Raw genomic sequence first — 19,889 nt, forward strand, 5'->3', positions numbered from 1 at the left:
GACTTCAAGACATTCGTAGTGGCTTTGTTTAGGCTGAATCTGATAGATCGATTCACTTAAGGTTCGTAATACCTTGCCAATGCTGATACGCTCGACTTCAGCAATATCTCTAACACCGCTTCCTCTGACCATCAAATGTAATATCTTGCCGGTAATACCTGAGTTACACCCTTGATAGCTTAATGCATGATCACCAATAAACTGACGTTTGCAATCTTTGCACTGATGGTTTTGTTTCCCATCTACTTTGATGCCATTTCTCTTTATATTGTTACTTAGACAGGTAGGACATTTGATTTGTAGCGTTATTTTCATACCTCTATTTTATCAAAAGCCATATTGTTTTTTTCAGCATACTTTTTGAAACACCACCAAATTTTAAATAGCAGAAAAGTCATGTCATCAAAATGACATCAAGCAGCTTTAACATGAGCAGCAAGAAAAAGAACAATCTAAATAATAAGAAAAATAAAAATTTGGGAATGATAGAAATAGAAAACCCGCATTTAATCATCCTGATCATGCGGGTCTCAATCCAACGTCCAATGTCACATCCATGCAAAACAAGCTAAATCTATAGTCTGTTTTATTTTCGTCCTACGGCGTCCTGTCCTTATGTTGTCGTCCTGACATGTCCTTGTGCCGTAGCGCTATAATGCTATGTTATTACATTGAGATAAACCCAAAAAATACGTCATGTCATGTAAGAGATAAGCCTTAATTGAGTGAACAACTGTTCACTCAATCAAATGGTGAGGCTTTATAATCTGTAGTCGATAATCACTGGAGCATGATCGCTAAACCATTGTTCTTTATAGACCCAGGCATTAACGGTTCGCTCTTTCCAGTCTGGAGAGCAGGCATGATAATCAATCCGCCAACCAACATTCTTGGCACGCGCCTGACCACGGTTTGACCACCAGGAATACAGCTCGGCTTCTTTACGCACTTCACGGAAAGTATCGACATAACCAAGCTCATCGTAGATATGATCCAGCCAGGCACGTTCATGCGGCAAGCAACCCGAGGCTTTCTGGTTACCCGACCAGTTTTTAATATCAATACGTTTATGCACGATATTATAGTCACCGCAGACAATCACCGATTTATTTTCATCGCGCCACTGTTTCAGAATTTTTGCGTATTCTTCCAGAAAGTGATCTTTACGTGCTTGCGCTTCATCGCCTGATGAACCCGAAGGCAGATATAGGGAACAGATCTGTACAGTTTGATCTAAACCCAAGTCAAATTCAGCGGCAATAAAACGGCCTTGTGAATCGGCCAGTTCAAAACCCAGGCCATCGGTCAGAGACACAAAAGGCAGACGGCTATAAATGGCAGTACCGGCATAACCCGGACGCTCGGCAGGAAACAGGTGCGTGTACCAGCCTTCAGGCTTGAATTTATCGGTCCACTGCGCATGCGTGATCCGGCTTTCCTGCATGCAAATTACATCGGCATCCGACTGTTCCATCCATTCCAATAGGCCTTTGGTGACAGATGAACGTAAGCCGTTGACATTAATTGAAACGACGCGAAGAATTTTTTGATCACCTGGATAGCTACTCTTTGGTATCATGCGCAAGTCTTACCTTAATTAATGGATTTAGGAGCACCTCATGTCAACGCCAGCTCAGTTTAACCCGCAAGCTTTTATCGAACTCGCATTATCACGCGGTGTGCTTAAATTTGGTGAGTTTACTTTAAAATCGGGACGTGTGAGTCCCTATTTTTTTAATGCGGGTCTGTTGAATGATGGTGAAGCCTTGACACTGCTGGCTTCTGGCTATGCTGCAAAACTGACTGAATGTGACCATGTTGAAGTGATTTTTGGCCCTGCATATAAAGGCATTCCTTTTGTGGCAGCAACTGCTGTGGCTCTGTCGCAAAATCATGGGGTAAGTGTGCCGTGGGGTTTTAATCGCAAGGAAGCCAAAGACCATGGCGAGGGTGGCGTATTGGTCGGTGCTTCTGTAGAAGGTAAAAAAGTCTGGATCATTGATGATGTGATCACCGCAGGCACAGCGATTCGTGAAGTCGTCACCATCCTGAAAAATGCCGGTGCGCAGATTGCGGGTGTGCTAGTTGCATTAGACCGTCAGGAAAAAGGTCAGGGCGAACTGTCTGCGATTCAGGAAGTGCAGCAAGAGCTTGAGATTCCTGTACATGCCTTAATTACCATGAAAGATTTAATGGACTATCTGGAAGCGAAAGGCGACCTAGCAGCTTTGGCGAAAATGGAAGATTACCGTGTTAAATATGGGATCTAAGCCTAGATTGGCATAGAAAAGGAAGCTTGAGCTTCCTTTTTTTGTAGATGTTCAATTTGCTAAACATTTGAAATTTATTATCTCTGTCTATTCTTGTAAGCATTGGCTTACATCAATTCCAGCACTTTGCGGCTGTTTTGAATAGTGGAAATTTCCTATGATAGCTTTAACAGGAACAGGAGGTTCCACACAAGAATAACAATAGATAAATACAAGGAAAGTAAGGTACGACAGGAGTTATACCAAGCGAACCCATACGGAAAGCCCCTGGCAGGATGCTAGGGGTTTTTCATTTTTATCTTTTATAAAGTCCCACTGAGCAGCAGTGATTCAGAAACATGATTCTTAAAAATTCATTGTTAATGAGCTAAATAGAGGAGCAGAAAACCTTTCACCAAAATTATGAATCTTCAGAGCTAAAAAAAGCACCTGAAGGTGCTTTTTCTTATTGCTGGGCTAAATTATAGCGCAACGATATTGATCGCATTTGGACCTTTTTGACCATCAACCACGCTAAAAGAAACGCGTTGACCTTCAAACAAAGTTTTGAAACCAGAACTGCTGATTTCTTTGAAATGAGCAAAAACGTCAGGACCTGATTCTTGTTGAATAAAACCAAAACCTTTAGTTTCGTTAAACCATTTTACTGTACCGGTAACTGTAGTAGACATAATATAACCTGTTAAATTTTAATAATTTTAGTCATAGAAATGACTATGGATAACTTGGAAAAACAATAAGAATTGAAATAAAGATCTGAAAAAACTGAGGATTATAAATAATACTGCGGCACTTAAAGAAGCTTAACTAAACAACGCTTTTTTCTAGTTAAACACAGCATAGCCTAAATCAGAAAATATTCAAGTTTTTTATATTTATTATTTATTTTTCTTATAAAAGTGGCTCAGTTCTTCTTTTTTTTAAAATTTCAAGCTGGTTTTGCCTTGAGCTTTATCGGTTGAATTTGAGCTCTAACGAAGCTAAACAATGAAATACACGTTGTGTTTGTGTTACTTTATGTTAATCAGAATCGTTCAGTACTCAGCAAGATTTTACTAAGTCAGTGTATTTTATAACTTTGGGTAAATTAATATCTGTAGCTTTAAGATAGTTATCGTCATTGCTCATGTATAAAAATCCACCTATATTAAAATTCAATTGGAAAAATTAACTATAAGAATTTCTTGATTTTAATTTAAAACCAAATACGAGTGAGTCTCATGGATTACTGGAACAGTGTGTTACTTATATCCATCATCACCATGGTTGGACTGGCCATGATCATCCTGTTCGTCGGATGTAAAATGTGGAAGAACTTGGTGGTCACTTTACTGATTGCCACCTTGATTGGTTTTCTGATTGTATGTGCAATCAATTTTGTTTTTGGCGATCGTCTTCAATTTCTATGGGGTGCCCCTGAGACTGGTGATAGTAATTTTATGCTGGAAATGGGGCTGCTGAGCCTGTTAATTGGCGGTGTAAGTACCTTTATCATTATGTTAGGCACTTTGGTTGCTAAAAGTAACAGTGGAAATCAAGGCGATGAAGACTAGTTTTTCGCAAAATAACAAGTGTCTTAATGAGCGGGAAAGTACAGAAAAGCATTGCATGTACAGTTCATAGGCTTAAAAAATCTTTCTCAGTCAAATGTATAGTGCCATAGCGCTACGAGACATGAATGGCGTTTCACATCCCGTAGCTGCATAATTTTCTGTATCAAAAATTTAGAACATCATTCTTAGACCTGCACCATAGATCCAGCCTTTTTCTGAATCAGAACTTTGCTGCCAGGCTGTCTGTTGGTTGCCTTTACTATATTCATAACCCACTTCCAAATAAGGCATGAGCTTTTTGCTCAGTTCATAGCGTGTTTCCAGGCCCAAGGTGGCATGACTAAGGCCGGTTTTTTTCGCATTCGCTGCCTGATCATTCAGGATGACATCCAGTTCGACAAAGGGTTGCATAATCAGTTTCTGAGTCAGTAACAGGTCACGCTCTGTTTTCAGTTTTAATCCGACAAAGTCATCTTCACCAACATAGACATGAGCATCCGTTTCGAAAAAGTAGGGAGCCAGGCCATGTAACCCAAATACTGCATCGAAGCGCTCGTTCTGCTGGTTTATAGAAGGCTCGGCTAAATTTTCCTGTCGATAGCGCACCCCGGTCTGCACATCCCAGAAATCAGAAATATTTCGGCTATACAACACTTTGGCATCATATTCGGCCTGACGGGATTCATGTTTGTCGGCTTCTAGCTTGAGGAAAATTTTATTTTCATCCGTGCCGACTCTGGCCTGGTTCTTGGACTTGAATGCTCCATTTCCCTCTGAACTATGCTGCCATTTCTGGTCCAGAATAATCTGGCTATAAATCTGTGCGCCATGTTCTTTACGATGATCATGTTCGCTGGCAGAACTGACTGAATTTTGTGGTGTGTTCAGCGCCTGCTGTTGATGCAATAACTTTGGTGGCGGTTGATGAGAAACGGCATTTGCTGTTTCAGTATGCTGTGCGTGGTCATCAGCCATGTTTTGCATGGCATGATATCCGCTATGATGCTGATGTTCATTATGACCCGTATGCTCGCTAGAAGCTGCCGCAAAAATACTCAGACTGCTTAGGGTAAGCGCACTGCTAAGCACTGACTTTACAAAAAGATTAGTGATGTGCATGGCTTTCTCCTTGGGCAGCTGCTGGCTTTGACGGCGTTTTTTGTGAAGAAGGGTGAGATGCTTGATCTTCGTCAACCTGTGCCACAATCAGCTTGTTCATCATGCCGGCACTCATGTGATAGAGCAGATGGCAGTGAATCGCCCATTCTCCCAGTTCATCTGCTGTGAGCAGGGTGGTCACCGTTTTCCCGGGCGGCACAATCACGGTGTGTTTATTTGGCATATTTGCAGCAGACTGACCATTTTCCAGCTGCATAAACATGCCATGCAAATGCATCGGATGGGCCATCATGCTGTCATTGATAAATTTCAGCCGGATCCGCTCGCCATATTTCACCTGAAGTGGCTCGGCATCACTGAATTTTTTACCATTCATGGTCCAGATATAGCGCTCCATAGTTCCACCCAGACGAATCACCAGTTCACGTTCTGCTGCGCGGGTATCAGGTTGCGGTGTCAGGGCTTTGAGGTCTTGATATTGCAAGGCTTTGTGCCCTGCAGGCGTAGACATATTGGCCCAGCCCTGAACAGGCTGATTGGTTCCGGACATGGCACTATGACTTGCATGCATGTCGTGCTGGGCATGCTGATCATGTTCACTTGTGACAGTCTGCGTGGTCTGACTGCTGTGTGCGTCATGCGACATGTCATGCTGTTCGCCATGTCCCATATCTTCCATGGTCAATAAGGCACGAGGGCGCGGTGTCGGTAATTGAACCGGGGCCGGGGTTTTGCTTGAATCAGTTGCCTGATGCAAACTGCCAATGGCAAAGCCTGAGCGGTCGATCGATTCTGCTTCAATCTGGTAATGCGCTGCAGTGGGTTCCACAATCACATCATAGGTTTCAGCGGTTCCGATACGGAATTCATCTACATTGACCGGCTGCACCGGTTGTCCATCGGCACTGACCAAGGTCATTTTCAGCTGGGGAATACGCACATCGAAAAACGACATGGCAGAAGCATTGATGAAACGCAGGCGGACTTTTTCATTGGGCTGGAAATGGCCACTCCAGTTTTGTTGCGGCGTTTTTCCATTGACCAGAAAGGTATAACCGGTAACATCGGACAGGTCGGTTTTCAGCATACGCATCTGGCTCCACATCTTGCGATCTGACCAGGTGGCCTTGAGACCGTCACGTTTCACCTGCTTAAATACATCGCCCACGGTTTCGCGCTGGTTCTGATAATATTCGGCCGATTTTTTTAAATTGTTCTGAATCTGCTGGCTGCCCTGTTCGTGAAAATCCGACAGCATCACCACATAATCCCGCTCGGTTTGTTCATGTGGAGGTAGTAATGTCTGTGCTTTGGGGCGAATCACCAATGCGCCATAGAGGCCATCCTGTTCCTGACCTTTGGAATGTGCGTGATACCAATAGGTGCCGTTTTGACGAACCTTGAAGCGATAAGTAAAAGACTGTTTCGGTTTGATCCCCTGAAAACCGTTAAATCCGGGGACACCATCCATCAGCCCGGGCAGGAGGAGGCCATGCCAGTGCAGCGAGGTATCCTGATTGTTCAGGTTGTTTTGTACATGAATGACTGCATCATCACCTTCTTCAAATTCCAGCAAGGGTGCAGGGAATTTTCCGTTTACAGTGATACGCTTGACCGTCTTTCCGGTGAGATTGATCGGGCTTTCATCAATGACCAGATGATATTCTTTTACGGCTGCAAACAAGGCAGACGACGAGATGAGACCGAAGCCCAGACACAGGCTTTGACTGATTTTAAGCAACATAACTTAATCCTTAATGAATAAAAAAATTTAAAAATTCAGGATCAAGCTTTGGGTGGGCGCAGGATTTCTTGCCAGTAACCGGCAAGGTGCTGGGCATGGTAAGCAGGGAGGAGGGTTTTTTCCGGATAACCGTGATCAGGCACGCTTAACTCGGGCGTTGTAATGGGCAGGCTGGTGACCAAGTTCTGGCAGGCCATAGTGCCACAATCCAGACAATCTGATGACTGCTGTCACTGACACAGTCCGGCTGAATCAGTTCCTGATCTTGATGATGATCAGTCTTATGCAGCGAGTGAGAAGCAGAGGGTTTTGTCATTTCCAGACAATGAGGATTCGTTTTTTCAGACGGCATAACCAGATGCATGGTGTTTGCAGATGCGACAGACACACTGCTCCAGCCTATGGCAAAAACCACAAGCATCACCAACCAGATCTGTTTGACGAGCCGTATGAGCAAAAGTACACCCTGAAAAAATGCGCTGCATGTTTGAGCAATAAAAGCATAAACGCAGTAACTCAAATTAGCAAATTCTGGACAAGATTATTTTTTAGGTCACCTACATACTACTTTTTTCATAGGTTCAGGTTGTAGTTTCGCACTTTTCGCATTTTTTACAGTCTAGCAGCATCCCGAGTTTTTCTTTACGTCCTTGCTCGGTCATCACCCATGGGCGATTTTGCCAGGGCGGGGTATGCCGCACATGCTGGCCATGTCCGCAGGCCAGTTCTGCAACCCAATGCTGTTCCTCATCCAGGTGAAAACCGATAATGGCCTGTTGCATGGCATACCTCCCTTGAGCTCAAATTGCCTGAGCATCTATCTAAAAACCTATACAAAATAAGTCATGCAAAATCACCATAAACAAAAGAATCCACACAAGCTATACTCCTTGCCAAGTCATTTTTTGAAAAAGAGCAGAGACACATGCGCGTACTTGTTGTGATGGATCCCATTGAAAATGTAAACCTGAAAAAAGACTCGACCATGGCCATGCTGTGGGCAGCAGCACGTCGCGGGCATGAACTCGGTTATGCATTGCAGGAAGATTTATATATCGATCAGGGCAAGGCCTTTGGTCTGATCGCGCCGTTACAGGTATTTGAAGACTACGACTATTATTATGAACTTGGCGAAAAACAAAAAGAGTCGATCGCTGCTTATGACGTTGTCTTGATGCGTAAAGATCCGCCTTTTGATATGAACTTCGTCTATACCACTTATATTCTGGAGCAGGCAGAGCGCGAAGGGGCATGGATCATCAACAAACCGCAAAGCCTGCGTGACTGTAATGAAAAACTGTTCGCGACCCAGTTCCCGCATCTGCAAGTTCCGACCTTGGTGACTTCGCAGCAAAGCCTGATCCGTGAATTTCTCAAAGAACAGGTCGATGTGATTGTAAAACCGCTAGATGGTATGGGCGGCACCGGGATTTTCCGCCTGTATCAGGATGGCATCAACATCGGTTCAACCATTGAAATGCTGACCAATAATGGTACCCAGCCGATTATGGCGCAGCGTTATATTCCGGAAATTGTCGAAGGCGATAAACGCATCCTGATGATTAATGGTGAGCCAGTGCCGTATTGTCTGGCCCGTATTCCACAAAATGGTGAAGTGCGTGGTAATCTGGCCGCGGGTGGCCTAGGTGAGGCACGCCCCCTGACTGAAAATGACAAAGCCATTGCAGCAAAAGTAGGGCCGTATCTCAGAGAAAAAGGTCTGATCTTTGTGGGGCTGGATGTGATCGGAAATTATGTCACTGAAATTAATGTAACCAGTCCAACCTGTATTCGTGAAATTGATGCGCAGTTTGGCACCTCGATTGCAGACGATTTATTTGCTGTGCTGGAAGCGGGTCAGGCCAATCAGGTTTAAAGGCAAAATCAGGTGAAAAAAGAGTCTGCTTGCAGGCTCTTTTTTATTTTTTCATTGGGGATAGCGCTTAAATAAATATGCCGTCATTACCATACCCAGCATCGAAAGGCAGACAGTGATAATGGCAAGATTGGCCCAGTATTGGGTGGCAGATATCAGCGCGGCGCTCAGGGTCGGTATAAAAAACTGTGCGCAGGCTGAAATTTGTAAAACCAGACCCACACTGGCCGCTGCTGCATAGGCACGTGGTGCATAGTGCAGGGTAATCGCAAAAACAGTGGTTGGGATCATCCCGCCAATCAGTGAAAACAGCACGGCACTGACAACCTGCAATTCAAATGAGAGCCAGGAATTTGCAGCAAATACCAAGCAACTGCTGCAGAGCATTGCCACAAATCCGGTACTCAATAAGGTGTGCGGTCTATAACCCTGTTGCAGCAACATGCCTGCGCCAAAAGTACCGCCTAGGTTGGCCAGCACGACCATTGAAGCCAGCATCCCTGCGCGTTTTAAGTCTAGCCCCTGTTCGACATACAGCGTAGGCAGGAAGCCCGTGACAGTGATCCATTGACTGCTATAACAGGCAAAAATAATCGCCAGACAGATAATCGGTGGGTGGGTCAGGGTAATTTTAACAATCTGCCAGAATGAGGTGTTTTCCGTAGCTGCCTGGAAAGAATCTAGCTGTGTTACCAGGACAGGTTCAATATTTAAATATTGTTTGATCATGCCAGCAATAACCAGGCACAGGCAGCCCAAAATGGCCCAGATCGTTTGCCAGTCCAGATATTCAAGCAGGAGAGGAATCATTAATACTGCCAGACTGACACCGATGCCCATATAGGAACTCCAGAGTCCCATCTTGAAATTCAGTGTTTCAGCGCGGCTGGTACGTTTTAAAATGGCTGGCGCACATAAAGAGATGGTTAAAAATCCGATTCCTTCCATAAAACGCAATACATATAAAGTGGCAGGCTGCGTAATCCAAAGCCCGGCAAAACTGCTCAGCCCTAAAATGATTAAGGCCATGATCAGGCAGCGCTTTAATCCCATTTTTTCCGAGAAGGCGCCAATGCATAGCGCAAACAGCATTCCGGCAGCCTGTACCAACGCTAATGAAAAACCAGCCTGGGTAAAACTCAGGTTTAAATCCTGCTGCAATACAGGAATCACGGCCGAAAGTTTGCCGACATGGATCGCAGCCAGATAACCGGCCAAGATAATCCATACATCATGACATGATATTTTTGACATTTATCCGAACTGAGTCCATTTAAAGCATCTGCTTGTACATCAAGCATCATTCATATATAGATATGAATAACATGAAAGTTTTATAAAATTGATAGGATTTAAGCCTAAGCTCATTAGTTGATGATAGGATATGGATTGACCGGGAGTGAGCTGTAAAGGGTTCTAAATAAAGCCCTGTCCGTGGCAAGGTTATTGATAATATAATGAGAAAATCATTTAAAATTGCTATGATATGTCACTTAAGTCGAAGGAAAAGTGCAGATCTTATAAATAAAACGAGTCTAAACTTGGAATTTGCATGAAAAAAACAATTAAAGCCTTGTTGAAATAAAGTAAATAAACTTTCATGGCCTGAGGTTTGTGATTACAATTGATTACTTAAATCAGATTTCCTGCTCCATTTTTTGAATTGAAGAATTAGACCGTGACCGACGCTCAGCAAAAACAGCCTAAACATGTCATGATGATGGCCGCAGGTACAGGTGGACATGTGTTTCCAGCGTTAGCTGTTGCCAAAGATTTACAACAACAAGGTATACAGGTCTCCTGGTTGGCCACACCCGCAGGCATGGAAAACCGTCTATTAAAAAACCAGAATATTCCCATTTATCAGATTGATATTCAGGGTGTACGGGGCAATGGTTTTGTACGTAAAGCCTTGGCCCCTTTTAAAATTATGAAAGCAACCCTGAGCGCCATGAAATTCATGAAACAGCTCAAGGTCGATGCCGTCGCCGGTTTTGGTGGTTATGTAGCCGGGCCGGGTGGTCTGGCTGCGCGTATTTTAGGTATTCCGGTGCTGATCCATGAGCAGAATGCAGTCGCCGGTTTTACCAATACCCAATTGTCGCGTGTGGCAAAAACAGTGTGCCAGGCTTTCCCGAATACTTTTCCGGCCCAGGAAAAAATCGTCACCACCGGCAATCCGGTACGACAGGAAATTAGCGAAATTTTAAATCCGTCCTGGCGTTATCAGCAGCGTGACAAGGCAGGACTACCCTTACGTATTCTGATCGTTGGCGGGTCCTTGGGGGCGCAAGCCTTAAATGAACGGGTTCCGGAAGCCTTAAAGCAACTGAATGTACCTTTAAATGTCTATCATCAGTGTGGGCAAAATCATGCCGAGGCGACACGGGCACGTTATGAAAATGCACCGGCCAATCTGCAAGTTGAAGTCCAGCCCTTTATTGAAGATATGGCCAACGCCTATTCTGATGCCGATCTGGTGATTTGCCGTGCCGGTGCATTGACCGTGACTGAAATTGCCACTGCCGGGGTCGCTGCGATTTTTGTGCCGCTGCCAAGTGCGGTCGATGATCACCAGACGGCCAATGCCGGTTTCCTGGCCAATATCAATGCGGCAAAGATTTGCCCGCAGGCCACTATGACCCCGGACAGTTTAAAAACCTTATTAGAGCCGATGCTGAATCGCCAGCTGTTAATGGAAATGGCCGTGAAAGCACGCCGCCAGGCTCAACCCGATGCGACTCAACATGTGGTCCGTTTAATTCAAGAATTATCATCCGAGTAAACTATGTCTCCAACAACCCCAGCTGAACAAGCGAAAAAATTAATCAAAGTGCCGGAAATGCGCCGTATCAAACACATTCATTTTGTGGGGATCGGTGGTGCAGGCATGTGTGGTATTGCAGAAGTGCTGAAAAACCAAGGCTACAAAGTGTCTGGTTCAGATATCAAGGCTTCCAAGACCACAGCGCAGCTGGAAGCAAACGGGATTAAAGTCTATATCGGACATACTGCAAATAATATTAAAGGTGCTAATGTGATCGTGGTGTCTACCGCGATTGATCAGGAAAACCCGGAAATTAAAACTGCGATTGAAAATCGTATCCCTGTGGTTCGCCGCGCGGAAATGCTGGGTGAACTGATGCGTTACCGTCATGGTATTGCCGTTGCCGGCACGCATGGCAAGACCACGACCACCAGCCTGATCACCTGTATGCTGGCTGAAGAAAACATGGATCCAACCTATGTGATCGGTGGTTTACTGAACAGTACCGGTATGAACGCAGCCTTGGGTGCCAGCCGTTATATCGTGGCCGAAGCCGATGAGTCAGATGCTTCTTTCCTGCACCTGGAACCGATGGCTGCCGTGGTGACCAATATTGATGCCGATCATATGGATACCTATGGCGGTAGCTTCGATGTCCTGAAAGATACCTTTATCCAGTTCCTACAAAAATTGCCATTTTACGGCTTGGCCGTAGTCTGTGGTGATGATGCCAATATCCGTGAAATCATGCCGCGAATTGCACGTCCGTTACTGACTTATGGTTTCAATGAAGACAATGACATCCGCGCAGTAGATGTTGATCAGGATGGCATGCAAACCCACTTTACCGTATTGCGTAAAGAGCGTGAGCCATTGCGTGTAACGGTCAACCAGCCAGGCTTGCATAATGTGCTGAATGCCCTGGCCGCGATTGGTATAGCAACCGATGAAGGCGTGTCGGATGCTTCAATCTGCCGTGCACTGGAAGGTTTTAGTGGTGTGGGTCGCCGCTTTGAAGTTCAGGGTGAGTTTGAAATTGACGGTGGTAATGTGAAACTGGTGGATGACTATGGTCACCATCCAAAAGAAGTGGAAGCGACGATTAAAGCCGCGCGTCAGAGTCACCCGGACCGTCGTTTGGTAATGATGTTCCAGCCACACCGTTATAGCCGTACCCGTGACTGTTTTGATGATTTTGTGGAAGTACTTTCTACTGTAGACCAGTTATTGTTGCTGGATGTTTATCCTGCCGGTGAAAAACCGATTGTCGGGGCAGACAGTCGTACTTTGGCCCGCAGCATTCGTCTACGTGGTGAAGTCGAGCCGATTCTGGTCGATGCGGCGGACGGTAACCTGAATCAGATCATGAGAAAAGTATTGCAAGCAAATGACTTGTTATTAACCCAGGGCGCAGGTAATGTTGGAGCAATCTCAGTCGAACTTGCACAAAATCACTTATATATAAAATAGTCATCTTGTGTGACTGAATTGAATTGACCAGATTGAAAAAAGTTTAAGGATATAAACGTGTCAAATGCTTCAAAATTCGGAAAAGTTGCCGTGTTGCTTGGTGGTAAATCTGCAGAGCGTGAGGTTTCTCTAGACAGTGGTACGGCGGTACTTGAGGCATTAGTGCGTTCAGGAGTCAATGCGGAAGCGTTTGATCCGCAGGAGCGTAGTGTCACAGAGCTGGTAAATTATGACCGTGCATTCATTGTATTGCATGGTCGTGGCGGGGAAGACGGCCAGATCCAGGGTGCACTGGAATGGTTAAATGTGCCGTATACTGGTACCGGCGTACAAGGTTCTGCGATTGGCATGGACAAGGTCAAGACCAAACAGGTCTGGCAGGGTTCGGAATTGCCGACAGCACCGTATCGCATTGTCACCAAAGACTCTGATGCGACCGACATTGTTAATGCTTTAGGCTTGCCTTTGATCATCAAGCCGGTGCATGAAGGTTCCAGTATCGGCATGAGCAAGGTCGAGAAAATTGAAGACTTTGCTGAAGCAATTACCAAGGCAACTGAACATGATGCCGTGGTGATGGCAGAAAAATGGATTACTGGCCGTGAATACACCATTGTGGTTTTAAATGGTCAGGCGCTGCCGGTGATTCGTCTTGAACCGCCTCAAGATGTCGCCTTCTACGATTATGAAGCGAAATATCAGCGTAATGATGTGCAGTATGGGATTCCATGTGGTTTAAGCGAAGCTGAAGAGCAACAGTTAAAAGCCTTGAGTTTGCGCGCATTCCAAGCAGTCGGTGCCAGTGGTTGGGGCCGGATTGATGCCATGCAGGATGAACAGGGCAACTTCTGGTTGCTTGAAGTCAATACCGTACCGGGCATGACCAGTCACTCACTGGTGCCAAAAGCGGCAGCTGCAGTCGGATACAGTTTTGATGAGCTGTGTGTCGCGATTCTGGAACAGACCTTGACTGGTTCGGCACACTAAATATGGCTCAACTTCCTGTTTCCATGCGCCGTAAACGTGCTGCGATTACTTCAATTCACGACAAGCCGCCGACACGCAAAGAAAAGCTGACCAATTTTGGTGGCTGGTTATTGTTGTGTATTGCGGTATTGGTGCTGGCCTTTGGAATATTGGGCTTATATAAAGTCATGACCAATAGTGACGTGGCAGAGCTGGGCGTGATAGGTACGCGCTCGGCTGCTGAACAGCGTCAGGTTATGCAATATGTGTCACCGATTGTGACCGAAAACTATTTTACTTCAGATCTGGAAGCGATCCGCGATCGTACTCTGGAATTATCCTGGGTGGATCGGGTCGTGGTGTCCCGAGCCTGGCCAAATGGCATTCGGGTGCGGGTGATGCCGCATCATGCAATTGCACGTTGGGGAACAGGGCGTTTATTGAGTGACAGTGGTGTTATTTTCACTGAAGTCATACCCAAGAATTATCAGGCATTACCGTTGTTACATGGGCCAGCGAGCCATGCAGAAACCATGATGCGTCGTTATAATGAAATTAATCAGTTATTTTTGCCACAAGGCATTCGTCTAAAAGAATTATATCTCACCGAGCGAATGACCTGGTTTATGCAGTTTGATTCGGGTTTAAGAATAATTGTGGATAAAGACCAGACTATGAGCAAATTACAACGCCTGAGCCATCTGTCTCAGAGCGATTTAAAGCCGGTCTGGTCTAAAATTTCGGCCATCGACCTGCGTTATCGCAATGGATTGTCGATACAGTGGAAAAATTTAATTCCGCCTAAAATTGTAAATGGACATTTTATTGTAACCATTGATGACACGGGCGTTGAGAATAAGGTAACAGTAAAGCCATAATGACCGGCTTTAAAAAATAGAGGCATTTAAAGCCATAAATCTAACAAACACGTAATGGTAGTAGTGAATAATGAGTGAAGCTGTTCCCTCGGTTGTGGCGATTGACATTGGGACACACAAAGTTTCAGTTTTGATTGGCAAGGTACACGCGCCAGACAATATCCAAGTGATTGGTATGGCCACCGCTCGTAACCGAGGCATGAGTAAAGGGAAAATTGTCAGTCTCGATAAAGTTATTACTGCAATTAAAAATGCCGTTCAAGAAGCAGAAGATATGGCGGAATGTCGTGTACATTCTGCCTGGGTCTCTATTCCAAGTGCCGAATTAAAAAGCTTTTATGCTTCAGGTCGCACCTCGATCGACAATAGCGAGCATGCGATTACCACCAGTGAAGTGGTGCGTGCACTGGAATTGGCTAAAGCTAGTCATTTGACTTCAGATCATTATCTGGTCAGTGCTGTGCCTCTGGGTTTTGAGCTGGACGACTCACCGGAATGGGTGTTAAACCCGATTCGGATGTCGGCACATAGCATGACCGGACACTATCATTTGATGATGCTGCCGATCAGTACCATGCAGAATATTGATCGCGCCCTGAAAGGTGCCAATATTGGTGTAGAAAAAATGGTGGTGTCGAGCTTGGCTACTGCTGAAGCCAGCCTGCTGAAAGACGAAAAAGAATATGGCGTATGCTTAGTAGATATCGGTGCCGGCACGACCAATGTTGCAGTGTATGTGGATGGTCGTTTGGCCTTAACCCATACCTTCCAACGTGGCGGTGAACATGTGACCCGTGATATTGCAGCAGTATTGCAAACCACGACCGAAGAAGCTGAACGTCTGAAATTATTGTATGGCTGTGTCGACCTGAAAGTGGTCAAGCCTGACCATATGATTCAGTTCCAGGGGATTGATGGGCCACAAACCATCAGCCGGATTGAACTGACTGAAATTATTATGGCTCGTTATGAAGAAATTCTGGGTCTGGTACGTGATGAGCTGGTGAAAAATGGTGCCATCCAGGGCTTGTATCATGGTGTGGTATTGACCGGTGATGCCAGTCATATCGAAGGGATGGTGAGTTTTGTTCGCCGTACCATGGGGGTCTCGGCGCATTTAGGTAATCCGCCGACTCAGGTGTATGCAGACGAACAACATCAGGCTGCTTTACGTCGCTCGCAATATAGTACGGTGGCTGGCTTGCTGATGTTTAGTCAGAGTGATACCCAGGACACGATTGTGGAACAGGATGATGTAGAGCGGTTGTCATTGGCTAAGCGGGTCAAAAGAGCCTTGTTTGGCTTTAATGACACCCTGAAATCAATCTTTTAAGTCGATTTTTATTGTGAATATTGTTGGGAAGATGTAGTTAATCGGGCTTGTACTTGACAAGTGAACGCATGAGCAGCATTCTTAAAAACAATTTTATTAAGATTAAGGCAGTATACGGGCTTAGTGACTGCCAATTATGAATTAGGAATTTTATAGGTCATGGCCTCATTTGAATTTTTCGAAGACGATCATAGCGATAGCAATGGTCAAGCCCGTTTCACTGTATTTGGTGTAGGTGGTGCGGGTGGTAATGCGGTACAACATATGTTGCAGTCCGATATCCAGGGCGTAAAATTTGTTTGTGCCAATACGGACAAACAGGCATTGGATCGTATGGAAGCCGAATTTAAAATTCAGCTGGGCGAGCAAAGTACCCGTGGTCTGGGTGCAGGTGCAAATCCGCAAGTCGGCCAGACCGCAGCAGAAGAAAGCCGTGAACTGATTCGCCAACAGCTTGAAGGGACCGATATGGTCTTTGTAACTGCGGGTATGGGCGGTGGTACCGGTACCGGTGCAGCGCCAGTGGTTGCTGAAATTGCGAAAGAAATGGGTATTCTGACCGTTGGTGTCGTGACCACGCCATTTAACTTTGAAGGCAAACGCCGTCTACAGTCTGCTGAAAAAGGGATTGAAGCGCTAGAGCAGCATGTAGACTCATTAATCATCATTCCAAACCAGCGTCTATTGAAAGTCTTCCGTGATATTTCAATGAAAGATGCCTATAAAAAAGCGGATGATGTATTGTTGAATGCAGTACGCAGTATTTTTGATTTGGTAGTCCGTCCTGGCCATATCAACCTTGACTTTGCTGACTTAAAAACAGCCATGAGCACTCGTGGTTATGCCATGATGGGTGTCGGTCTGGGTCGTGGTGAGAACCGTGCACGTCAGGCTGCTGAGCAGGCAATCCGTAGTCCATTACTCGACAACGTGACTATCATGAATGCCAAAGGCATTCTGATCAACGTGACTGGTGGCGATGACGTGACTTTCGGTGAAATTGAAGAAATTACTGATGTCGTGAACCAGATTGTCGATTTAGATGAGGGTCAAGTGTTCTACGGTACCGTTTTTGATCCGGATGCGCGTGATGAAATCAGCGTGACTGTGATTGCAACAGGTCTCACCCGTCATGCAGCGGATTCAGTTGAACCGACCAAACGTACTAATGTACAGGCAACTCGTCCAGCAGCAGCTGCACAGGCTGTGGTGGAAGATGATGATGTACCGGCAATTCAGCGTCAGCAGCATGAAACAGGTGCAGCAGCGAATCCAGCGGCGGCTTCAGTTTCTAGCCCGCGCCCAACGCCAATGAGCATTCAGGATTATCTTAAGAATCAACAGCGTAAATAACATGTAACATCATGTGTTTAGCTAAATTAGACAGGAAAGGTGGCTTTTAAGCCACCTTTTTGTTTTTTATCAATAGCCAAATATGCTAACGTATAGCGGTTTTATAGATGAACAGATGATAAAAGCATGTTGAAACAACGTACCCTGAAACGTGTCGTGAAAGCGAGCGGAATCGGTCTTCACAGTGGGCAAAAAGTCATGATTAACTTTGTGCCGCACCATGCCGATGGGGGAATTGTGTTTCGTCGTATTGACCTGAATCCGCCAGTCGACATTCCTGCCGATGCCATGCTGATTCAAGAAGCCTTCATGTGCTCGAACCTGGTTCAGGAAAATGCCAAAGTAGGCACCATTGAACATGTCATGAGTGCGATTGCTGGTCTAGGCATTGATAACCTGATTATTGAAGTGTCGGCCTCTGAAGTCCCGATTATGGATGGCAGTGCAGGTCCGTTTATTTACCTGCTCATGCAGGGCGGTTTGCAAGAGCTGGATGCCGCTAAAAAATTCGTCAAGATTATTAAACCGGTTGAAGCACTCATTGATGACAAACGTGCCATTTTTAGCCCACATGAGGGCTTTCAGCTGAATTTCACCATCGATTTTGATCATCCTGCCTTTAAAAAAGAACATCAGTCCGCCAGTATCGATTTTTCTACTGAAACCTTCGTTTATGAAGTCAGTGAAGCGCGTACCTTTGGGTTTATGAAAGATCTGGATTATCTCAAAGCCAATAATCTGGCGCTGGGTGCCAGCCTGGAAAATGCCATTGGTGTAGATGAAACCGGGGTCGTTAATGAAGAAGGTTTACGTTTCTCGGACGAATTTGTACGTCATAAAATTCTGGATGCCGTGGGTGATTTATACCTGCTCGGGCATCAGATTATTGCCAAATTTGATGGTTATAAATCTGGACATGCCTTGAATAATCAACTTTTACGCAATGTGAAAAGTGATCCAAGCTGCTATGAAATTGTAACATTTGATGACGAAGCCAATTGTCCAATCATGTATGTGAATGTGACATAAGTCATTGTGTTTGTGTCTTTATGTTTTTGTTATTGCTTTAATACTGTGATACACATCACATAATGTTTGCTTTTTAATTTATTACATTTGATTGCTATGTTACTTTTTATTGCTTGCCAAACGTAGTAAAGCTTGGCTAAGCTTAGGGTCGCTTATAAAGTCAGCAGCACTACGAAGTAATTCCTGTGTTTCTGCATTTAAGGCTCTTTCAGGTGTTGCTGAAACAGGTGATGTTTGCGAAGGATTCCGCAAGCAAACTTGAAGTTTAGTGAGATCTGTTAATTCATTTATTTGAGAGAGTTGTGAAATGTATTGCTTTTGAAGATAGGCCAATTGACTGATCATGGCCTGGTTTTCACCGGTAATCGTTAACACACCATTTTGATAGCAGACAACTTGCCAGCGTTCCGGTTGGGGCAATAGCGGTTGTACGAGTTTCGTAAGTTTCTGCCAGGCAGCGACTTGTGATGAGAGAAACGAAAAGTTTCCTGTTTTTATCTGTTTTCTTGTTTGTTGAAAAACGTTGACAGGTTCCGACATACATGATTCCTACATATTTATGTCTTAATCTTATGCGCTTCTTTTAGTGGATATCAAGGATAGAGATCTTCAAGGAACTCGATTAAAGCAGTTTAGAGAGGTTTTTTATGCATATGCGACGTATTTTGTTGGCATTTTCTTTATCAGTTTCAGCGGCTTCGGTTGCGTTCGCAGATTTAGTCAATCTAAATCAAGAAAATGGTTCAACAGATCGTATCGAGCAATTGACGCGTACTCTGGCACAGGGTGCATATACTCATCCAGATGATATCGATATTCCAGCACAGACTAAATTGAATGTTCAACTTCGTGAGAAACCAGTTGAACTGAACAATCGAACGCTTGCTCAGAAGTATGCCAATACTTCATCCAATAAAGCGGCAGCAAACAGTGCTTATTCTTGGCTAATTTCTCATCCTTTACCTAATTCTCGCGTAAGTTCAAATTACGGTGGCCGTACCATGAGTGGCCGTGCTGAAAATCATTCAGGCCTTGATCTTGCAGCGCCAAGTGGTACACCAATCTATGCAACAGGTCCAGGAATTGTGACCAAATCAGGTTGGGGCACAGGTTATGGTCAATACGTTGAAATCAATCATGGCAATGGCTATTTAACGCGCTATGCCCATGCTTCACGTCTTATTGCACGTGTGGGAGAGCAGGTGCAAGCAGGTGATCATATTGCCAACGTTGGCTGTACTGGTCGCTGTACCGGTCCACACTTACATTATGAAGTAGTAAAAGACGGTCAACGTAAAAACCCATCTACTTATTTGGCCATGTTACCTTAAGTATAGACCTGAATAACAAGAAGCATCTCTATACATAAAAACCTCCAATAAGCATTTTAAAGCGTTTAAACTGCAGGCTCTTCAAGTCAACTTGAAGGGCTTTCTGGAAGCAGGTGCAGCTTGTTTTATCACTTTTAAGTCTCATATTATCACCAACTATTATAATGATTGTATAATAAATCGCCTTTATTGACTATTTT

The 19,889-nt window shown here is 44.8% G+C and carries 20 protein-coding genes; 11 read left to right on the forward strand and 9 right to left on the reverse strand.

The genetic code is table 11. The features are described from left to right. Together WFH18_RS04930 and WFH18_RS04935 are read right to left on the reverse strand one after the other, a co-directional pair. Nucleotides 1-315 (reverse strand): IS1 family transposase (locus tag WFH18_RS04930; RefSeq protein WP_148335220.1); only part of this gene is annotated, 315 nt, incomplete at its 3' end. Nucleotides 316-760: 445 nt separating this feature from the next. Then, a complete protein-coding gene (locus WFH18_RS04935; protein ID WP_262442771.1) occupies nucleotides 761-1,579 on the reverse strand; it encodes an exodeoxyribonuclease III in 819 nt (272 codons plus the stop codon). A gap of 40 nt (nucleotides 1,580-1,619) precedes the next feature. Between WFH18_RS04935 and pyrE the strand changes: the two genes are divergently transcribed. Next, entirely contained in the window at nucleotides 1,620-2,270 is a 651-nt protein-coding gene (gene pyrE / locus WFH18_RS04940) for an orotate phosphoribosyltransferase (RefSeq protein WP_004647228.1), read from the forward strand. A 461-nt stretch (nucleotides 2,271-2,731) separates the two neighbouring features. Here pyrE and WFH18_RS04945 read toward each other — a convergent pair whose 3' ends face one another. Next, nucleotides 2,732-2,941 (reverse strand): cold-shock protein, encoded by a 210-nt coding sequence (locus tag WFH18_RS04945; protein WP_004281299.1) that lies wholly within the window; start codon nucleotides 2,939-2,941, stop codon nucleotides 2,732-2,734. A gap of 549 nt (nucleotides 2,942-3,490) precedes the next feature. Here WFH18_RS04945 and WFH18_RS04950 point away from each other — a divergent pair. After that, the gene (locus tag WFH18_RS04950; protein ID WP_004729144.1) at nucleotides 3,491-3,823 is read left to right on the forward strand and encodes a hypothetical protein; all 333 of its coding nucleotides are present in this window, start codon (nucleotides 3,491-3,493) and stop codon (nucleotides 3,821-3,823) included. A 171-nt stretch (nucleotides 3,824-3,994) separates the two neighbouring features. Here WFH18_RS04950 and WFH18_RS04955 read toward each other — a convergent pair whose 3' ends face one another. From WFH18_RS04955 to WFH18_RS04970, 4 genes are all read right to left on the reverse strand, one after another. Further along, the gene (locus WFH18_RS04955) at nucleotides 3,995-4,942 is read right to left on the reverse strand and encodes a copper resistance protein B (protein WP_004729146.1); all 948 of its coding nucleotides are present in this window, start codon (nucleotides 4,940-4,942) and stop codon (nucleotides 3,995-3,997) included. Next, nucleotides 4,929-6,686: a copper resistance system multicopper oxidase gene (locus tag WFH18_RS04960; protein WP_336754657.1), complete on the reverse strand. Its 1,758-nt coding sequence runs from the start codon at nucleotides 6,684-6,686 to the stop codon at nucleotides 4,929-4,931. Before WFH18_RS04960 ends, WFH18_RS04955 begins: the two co-directional genes overlap by 14 nt. A gap of 145 nt (nucleotides 6,687-6,831) precedes the next feature. Beyond that, entirely contained in the window at nucleotides 6,832-7,143 is a 312-nt protein-coding gene (locus tag WFH18_RS04965; RefSeq protein WP_228738641.1) for a hypothetical protein, read from the reverse strand. Nucleotides 7,144-7,267: 124 nt separating this feature from the next. Further along, on the reverse strand, nucleotides 7,268-7,468 hold the full coding sequence (locus tag WFH18_RS04970; RefSeq protein WP_262442762.1) for a DUF3565 domain-containing protein: 201 nt from the start codon (nucleotides 7,466-7,468) through the stop codon (nucleotides 7,268-7,270). A gap of 143 nt (nucleotides 7,469-7,611) precedes the next feature. Between WFH18_RS04970 and gshB the strand changes: the two genes are divergently transcribed. Next, nucleotides 7,612-8,562: a glutathione synthase gene (gene gshB, locus WFH18_RS04975; protein WP_005267667.1), complete on the forward strand. Its 951-nt coding sequence runs from the start codon at nucleotides 7,612-7,614 to the stop codon at nucleotides 8,560-8,562. Between the two features lie 51 nt (nucleotides 8,563-8,613). Here the strand turns inward: gshB and WFH18_RS04980 are convergent, their stop codons facing one another. Further along, nucleotides 8,614-9,816 (reverse strand): MFS transporter, encoded by a 1,203-nt coding sequence (locus tag WFH18_RS04980; RefSeq protein WP_262442760.1) that lies wholly within the window; start codon nucleotides 9,814-9,816, stop codon nucleotides 8,614-8,616. 424 nt (nucleotides 9,817-10,240) lie between these two features. On the opposite strand from WFH18_RS04980, the gene murG reads away from it, so the two are divergent. From murG to lpxC, 7 genes are all read left to right on the forward strand, one after another. Further along, nucleotides 10,241-11,347 (forward strand): undecaprenyldiphospho-muramoylpentapeptide beta-N-acetylglucosaminyltransferase, encoded by a 1,107-nt coding sequence (murG, locus tag WFH18_RS04985; RefSeq protein WP_262442759.1) that lies wholly within the window; start codon nucleotides 10,241-10,243, stop codon nucleotides 11,345-11,347. Nucleotides 11,348-11,350: 3 nt separating this feature from the next. Further along, nucleotides 11,351-12,799 carry a UDP-N-acetylmuramate--L-alanine ligase gene (gene murC / locus WFH18_RS04990; protein WP_262442758.1) on the forward strand — a complete coding sequence of 483 codons (1,449 nt, stop codon included), beginning with the start codon at nucleotides 11,351-11,353 and terminating at the stop codon, nucleotides 12,797-12,799. A gap of 57 nt (nucleotides 12,800-12,856) precedes the next feature. After that, on the forward strand, nucleotides 12,857-13,786 hold the full coding sequence (locus tag WFH18_RS04995) for a D-alanine--D-alanine ligase (protein ID WP_004729157.1): 930 nt from the start codon (nucleotides 12,857-12,859) through the stop codon (nucleotides 13,784-13,786). Between the two features lie 2 nt (nucleotides 13,787-13,788). Beyond that, nucleotides 13,789-14,643, forward strand: coding sequence for a cell division protein FtsQ/DivIB (locus WFH18_RS05000; RefSeq protein WP_004729160.1), 855 nt, complete (start codon nucleotides 13,789-13,791; stop codon nucleotides 14,641-14,643). 70 nt (nucleotides 14,644-14,713) lie between these two features. Then, nucleotides 14,714-15,976: a cell division protein FtsA gene (ftsA, locus tag WFH18_RS05005; RefSeq protein ID WP_004647239.1), complete on the forward strand. Its 1,263-nt coding sequence runs from the start codon at nucleotides 14,714-14,716 to the stop codon at nucleotides 15,974-15,976. Nucleotides 15,977-16,135: 159 nt separating this feature from the next. Beyond that, a complete protein-coding gene (gene ftsZ / locus WFH18_RS05010; protein WP_004647240.1) occupies nucleotides 16,136-17,329 on the forward strand; it encodes a cell division protein FtsZ in 1,194 nt (397 codons plus the stop codon). Nucleotides 17,330-17,455: 126 nt separating this feature from the next. Beyond that, complete coding sequence (gene lpxC / locus WFH18_RS05015) at nucleotides 17,456-18,358, forward strand: UDP-3-O-acyl-N-acetylglucosamine deacetylase (RefSeq protein ID WP_004647241.1); 903 nt, start codon at nucleotides 17,456-17,458, stop codon at nucleotides 18,356-18,358. 99 nt (nucleotides 18,359-18,457) lie between these two features. Here lpxC and WFH18_RS05020 read toward each other — a convergent pair whose 3' ends face one another. Then, nucleotides 18,458-18,898: a DciA family protein gene (locus tag WFH18_RS05020; RefSeq protein WP_004647242.1), complete on the reverse strand. Its 441-nt coding sequence runs from the start codon at nucleotides 18,896-18,898 to the stop codon at nucleotides 18,458-18,460. A 107-nt stretch (nucleotides 18,899-19,005) separates the two neighbouring features. On the opposite strand from WFH18_RS05020, the gene WFH18_RS05025 reads away from it, so the two are divergent. Further along, nucleotides 19,006-19,689, forward strand: a complete 684-nt coding sequence (locus WFH18_RS05025; protein WP_004281322.1) for a M23 family metallopeptidase — start codon at nucleotides 19,006-19,008, stop codon at nucleotides 19,687-19,689. Nucleotides 19,690-19,889 lie beyond the last annotated feature (200 nt).

This window comes from Acinetobacter sp. USHLN143, from assembly GCF_037145695.1.
GTDB classification, from domain to species: Bacteria; Pseudomonadota; Gammaproteobacteria; order Pseudomonadales; family Moraxellaceae; genus Acinetobacter; species Acinetobacter fasciculus.

Bases quoted from the DNA above. Each gene is read 5' to 3' on its own strand.
- ftsZ (WP_004647240.1), top strand. From the start codon at position 16,136: ATGGCCTCATTTGAATTTTTCGAAGACGATCATAGCGATAGCAATGGT.
- WFH18_RS04980 (WP_262442760.1), bottom strand. From the start codon at position 9,816: ATGTCAAAAATATCATGTCATGATGTATGGATTATCTTGGCCGGTTAT.
- WFH18_RS05025 (WP_004281322.1), top strand. From the start codon at position 19,006: ATGCATATGCGACGTATTTTGTTGGCATTTTCTTTATCAGTTTCAGCG.
- pyrE (WP_004647228.1), top strand. From the start codon at position 1,620: ATGTCAACGCCAGCTCAGTTTAACCCGCAAGCTTTTATCGAACTCGCA.
- WFH18_RS04950 (WP_004729144.1), top strand. From the start codon at position 3,491: ATGGATTACTGGAACAGTGTGTTACTTATATCCATCATCACCATGGTT.
- WFH18_RS04970 (WP_262442762.1), bottom strand. From the start codon at position 7,468: ATGCAACAGGCCATTATCGGTTTTCACCTGGATGAGGAACAGCATTGG.
- ftsA (WP_004647239.1), top strand. From the start codon at position 14,714: ATGAGTGAAGCTGTTCCCTCGGTTGTGGCGATTGACATTGGGACACAC.
- WFH18_RS04945 (WP_004281299.1), bottom strand. From the start codon at position 2,941: ATGTCTACTACAGTTACCGGTACAGTAAAATGGTTTAACGAAACTAAA.
- gshB (WP_005267667.1), top strand. From the start codon at position 7,612: ATGCGCGTACTTGTTGTGATGGATCCCATTGAAAATGTAAACCTGAAA.
- murC (WP_262442758.1), top strand. From the start codon at position 11,351: ATGTCTCCAACAACCCCAGCTGAACAAGCGAAAAAATTAATCAAAGTG.
- WFH18_RS04960 (WP_336754657.1), bottom strand. From the start codon at position 6,686: ATGTTGCTTAAAATCAGTCAAAGCCTGTGTCTGGGCTTCGGTCTCATC.
- WFH18_RS04955 (WP_004729146.1), bottom strand. From the start codon at position 4,942: ATGCACATCACTAATCTTTTTGTAAAGTCAGTGCTTAGCAGTGCGCTT.
- lpxC (WP_004647241.1), top strand. From the start codon at position 17,456: ATGTTGAAACAACGTACCCTGAAACGTGTCGTGAAAGCGAGCGGAATC.
- WFH18_RS05020 (WP_004647242.1), bottom strand. From the start codon at position 18,898: ATGTCGGAACCTGTCAACGTTTTTCAACAAACAAGAAAACAGATAAAA.
- WFH18_RS04935 (WP_262442771.1), bottom strand. From the start codon at position 1,579: ATGATACCAAAGAGTAGCTATCCAGGTGATCAAAAAATTCTTCGCGTC.
- WFH18_RS05000 (WP_004729160.1), top strand. From the start codon at position 13,789: ATGGCTCAACTTCCTGTTTCCATGCGCCGTAAACGTGCTGCGATTACT.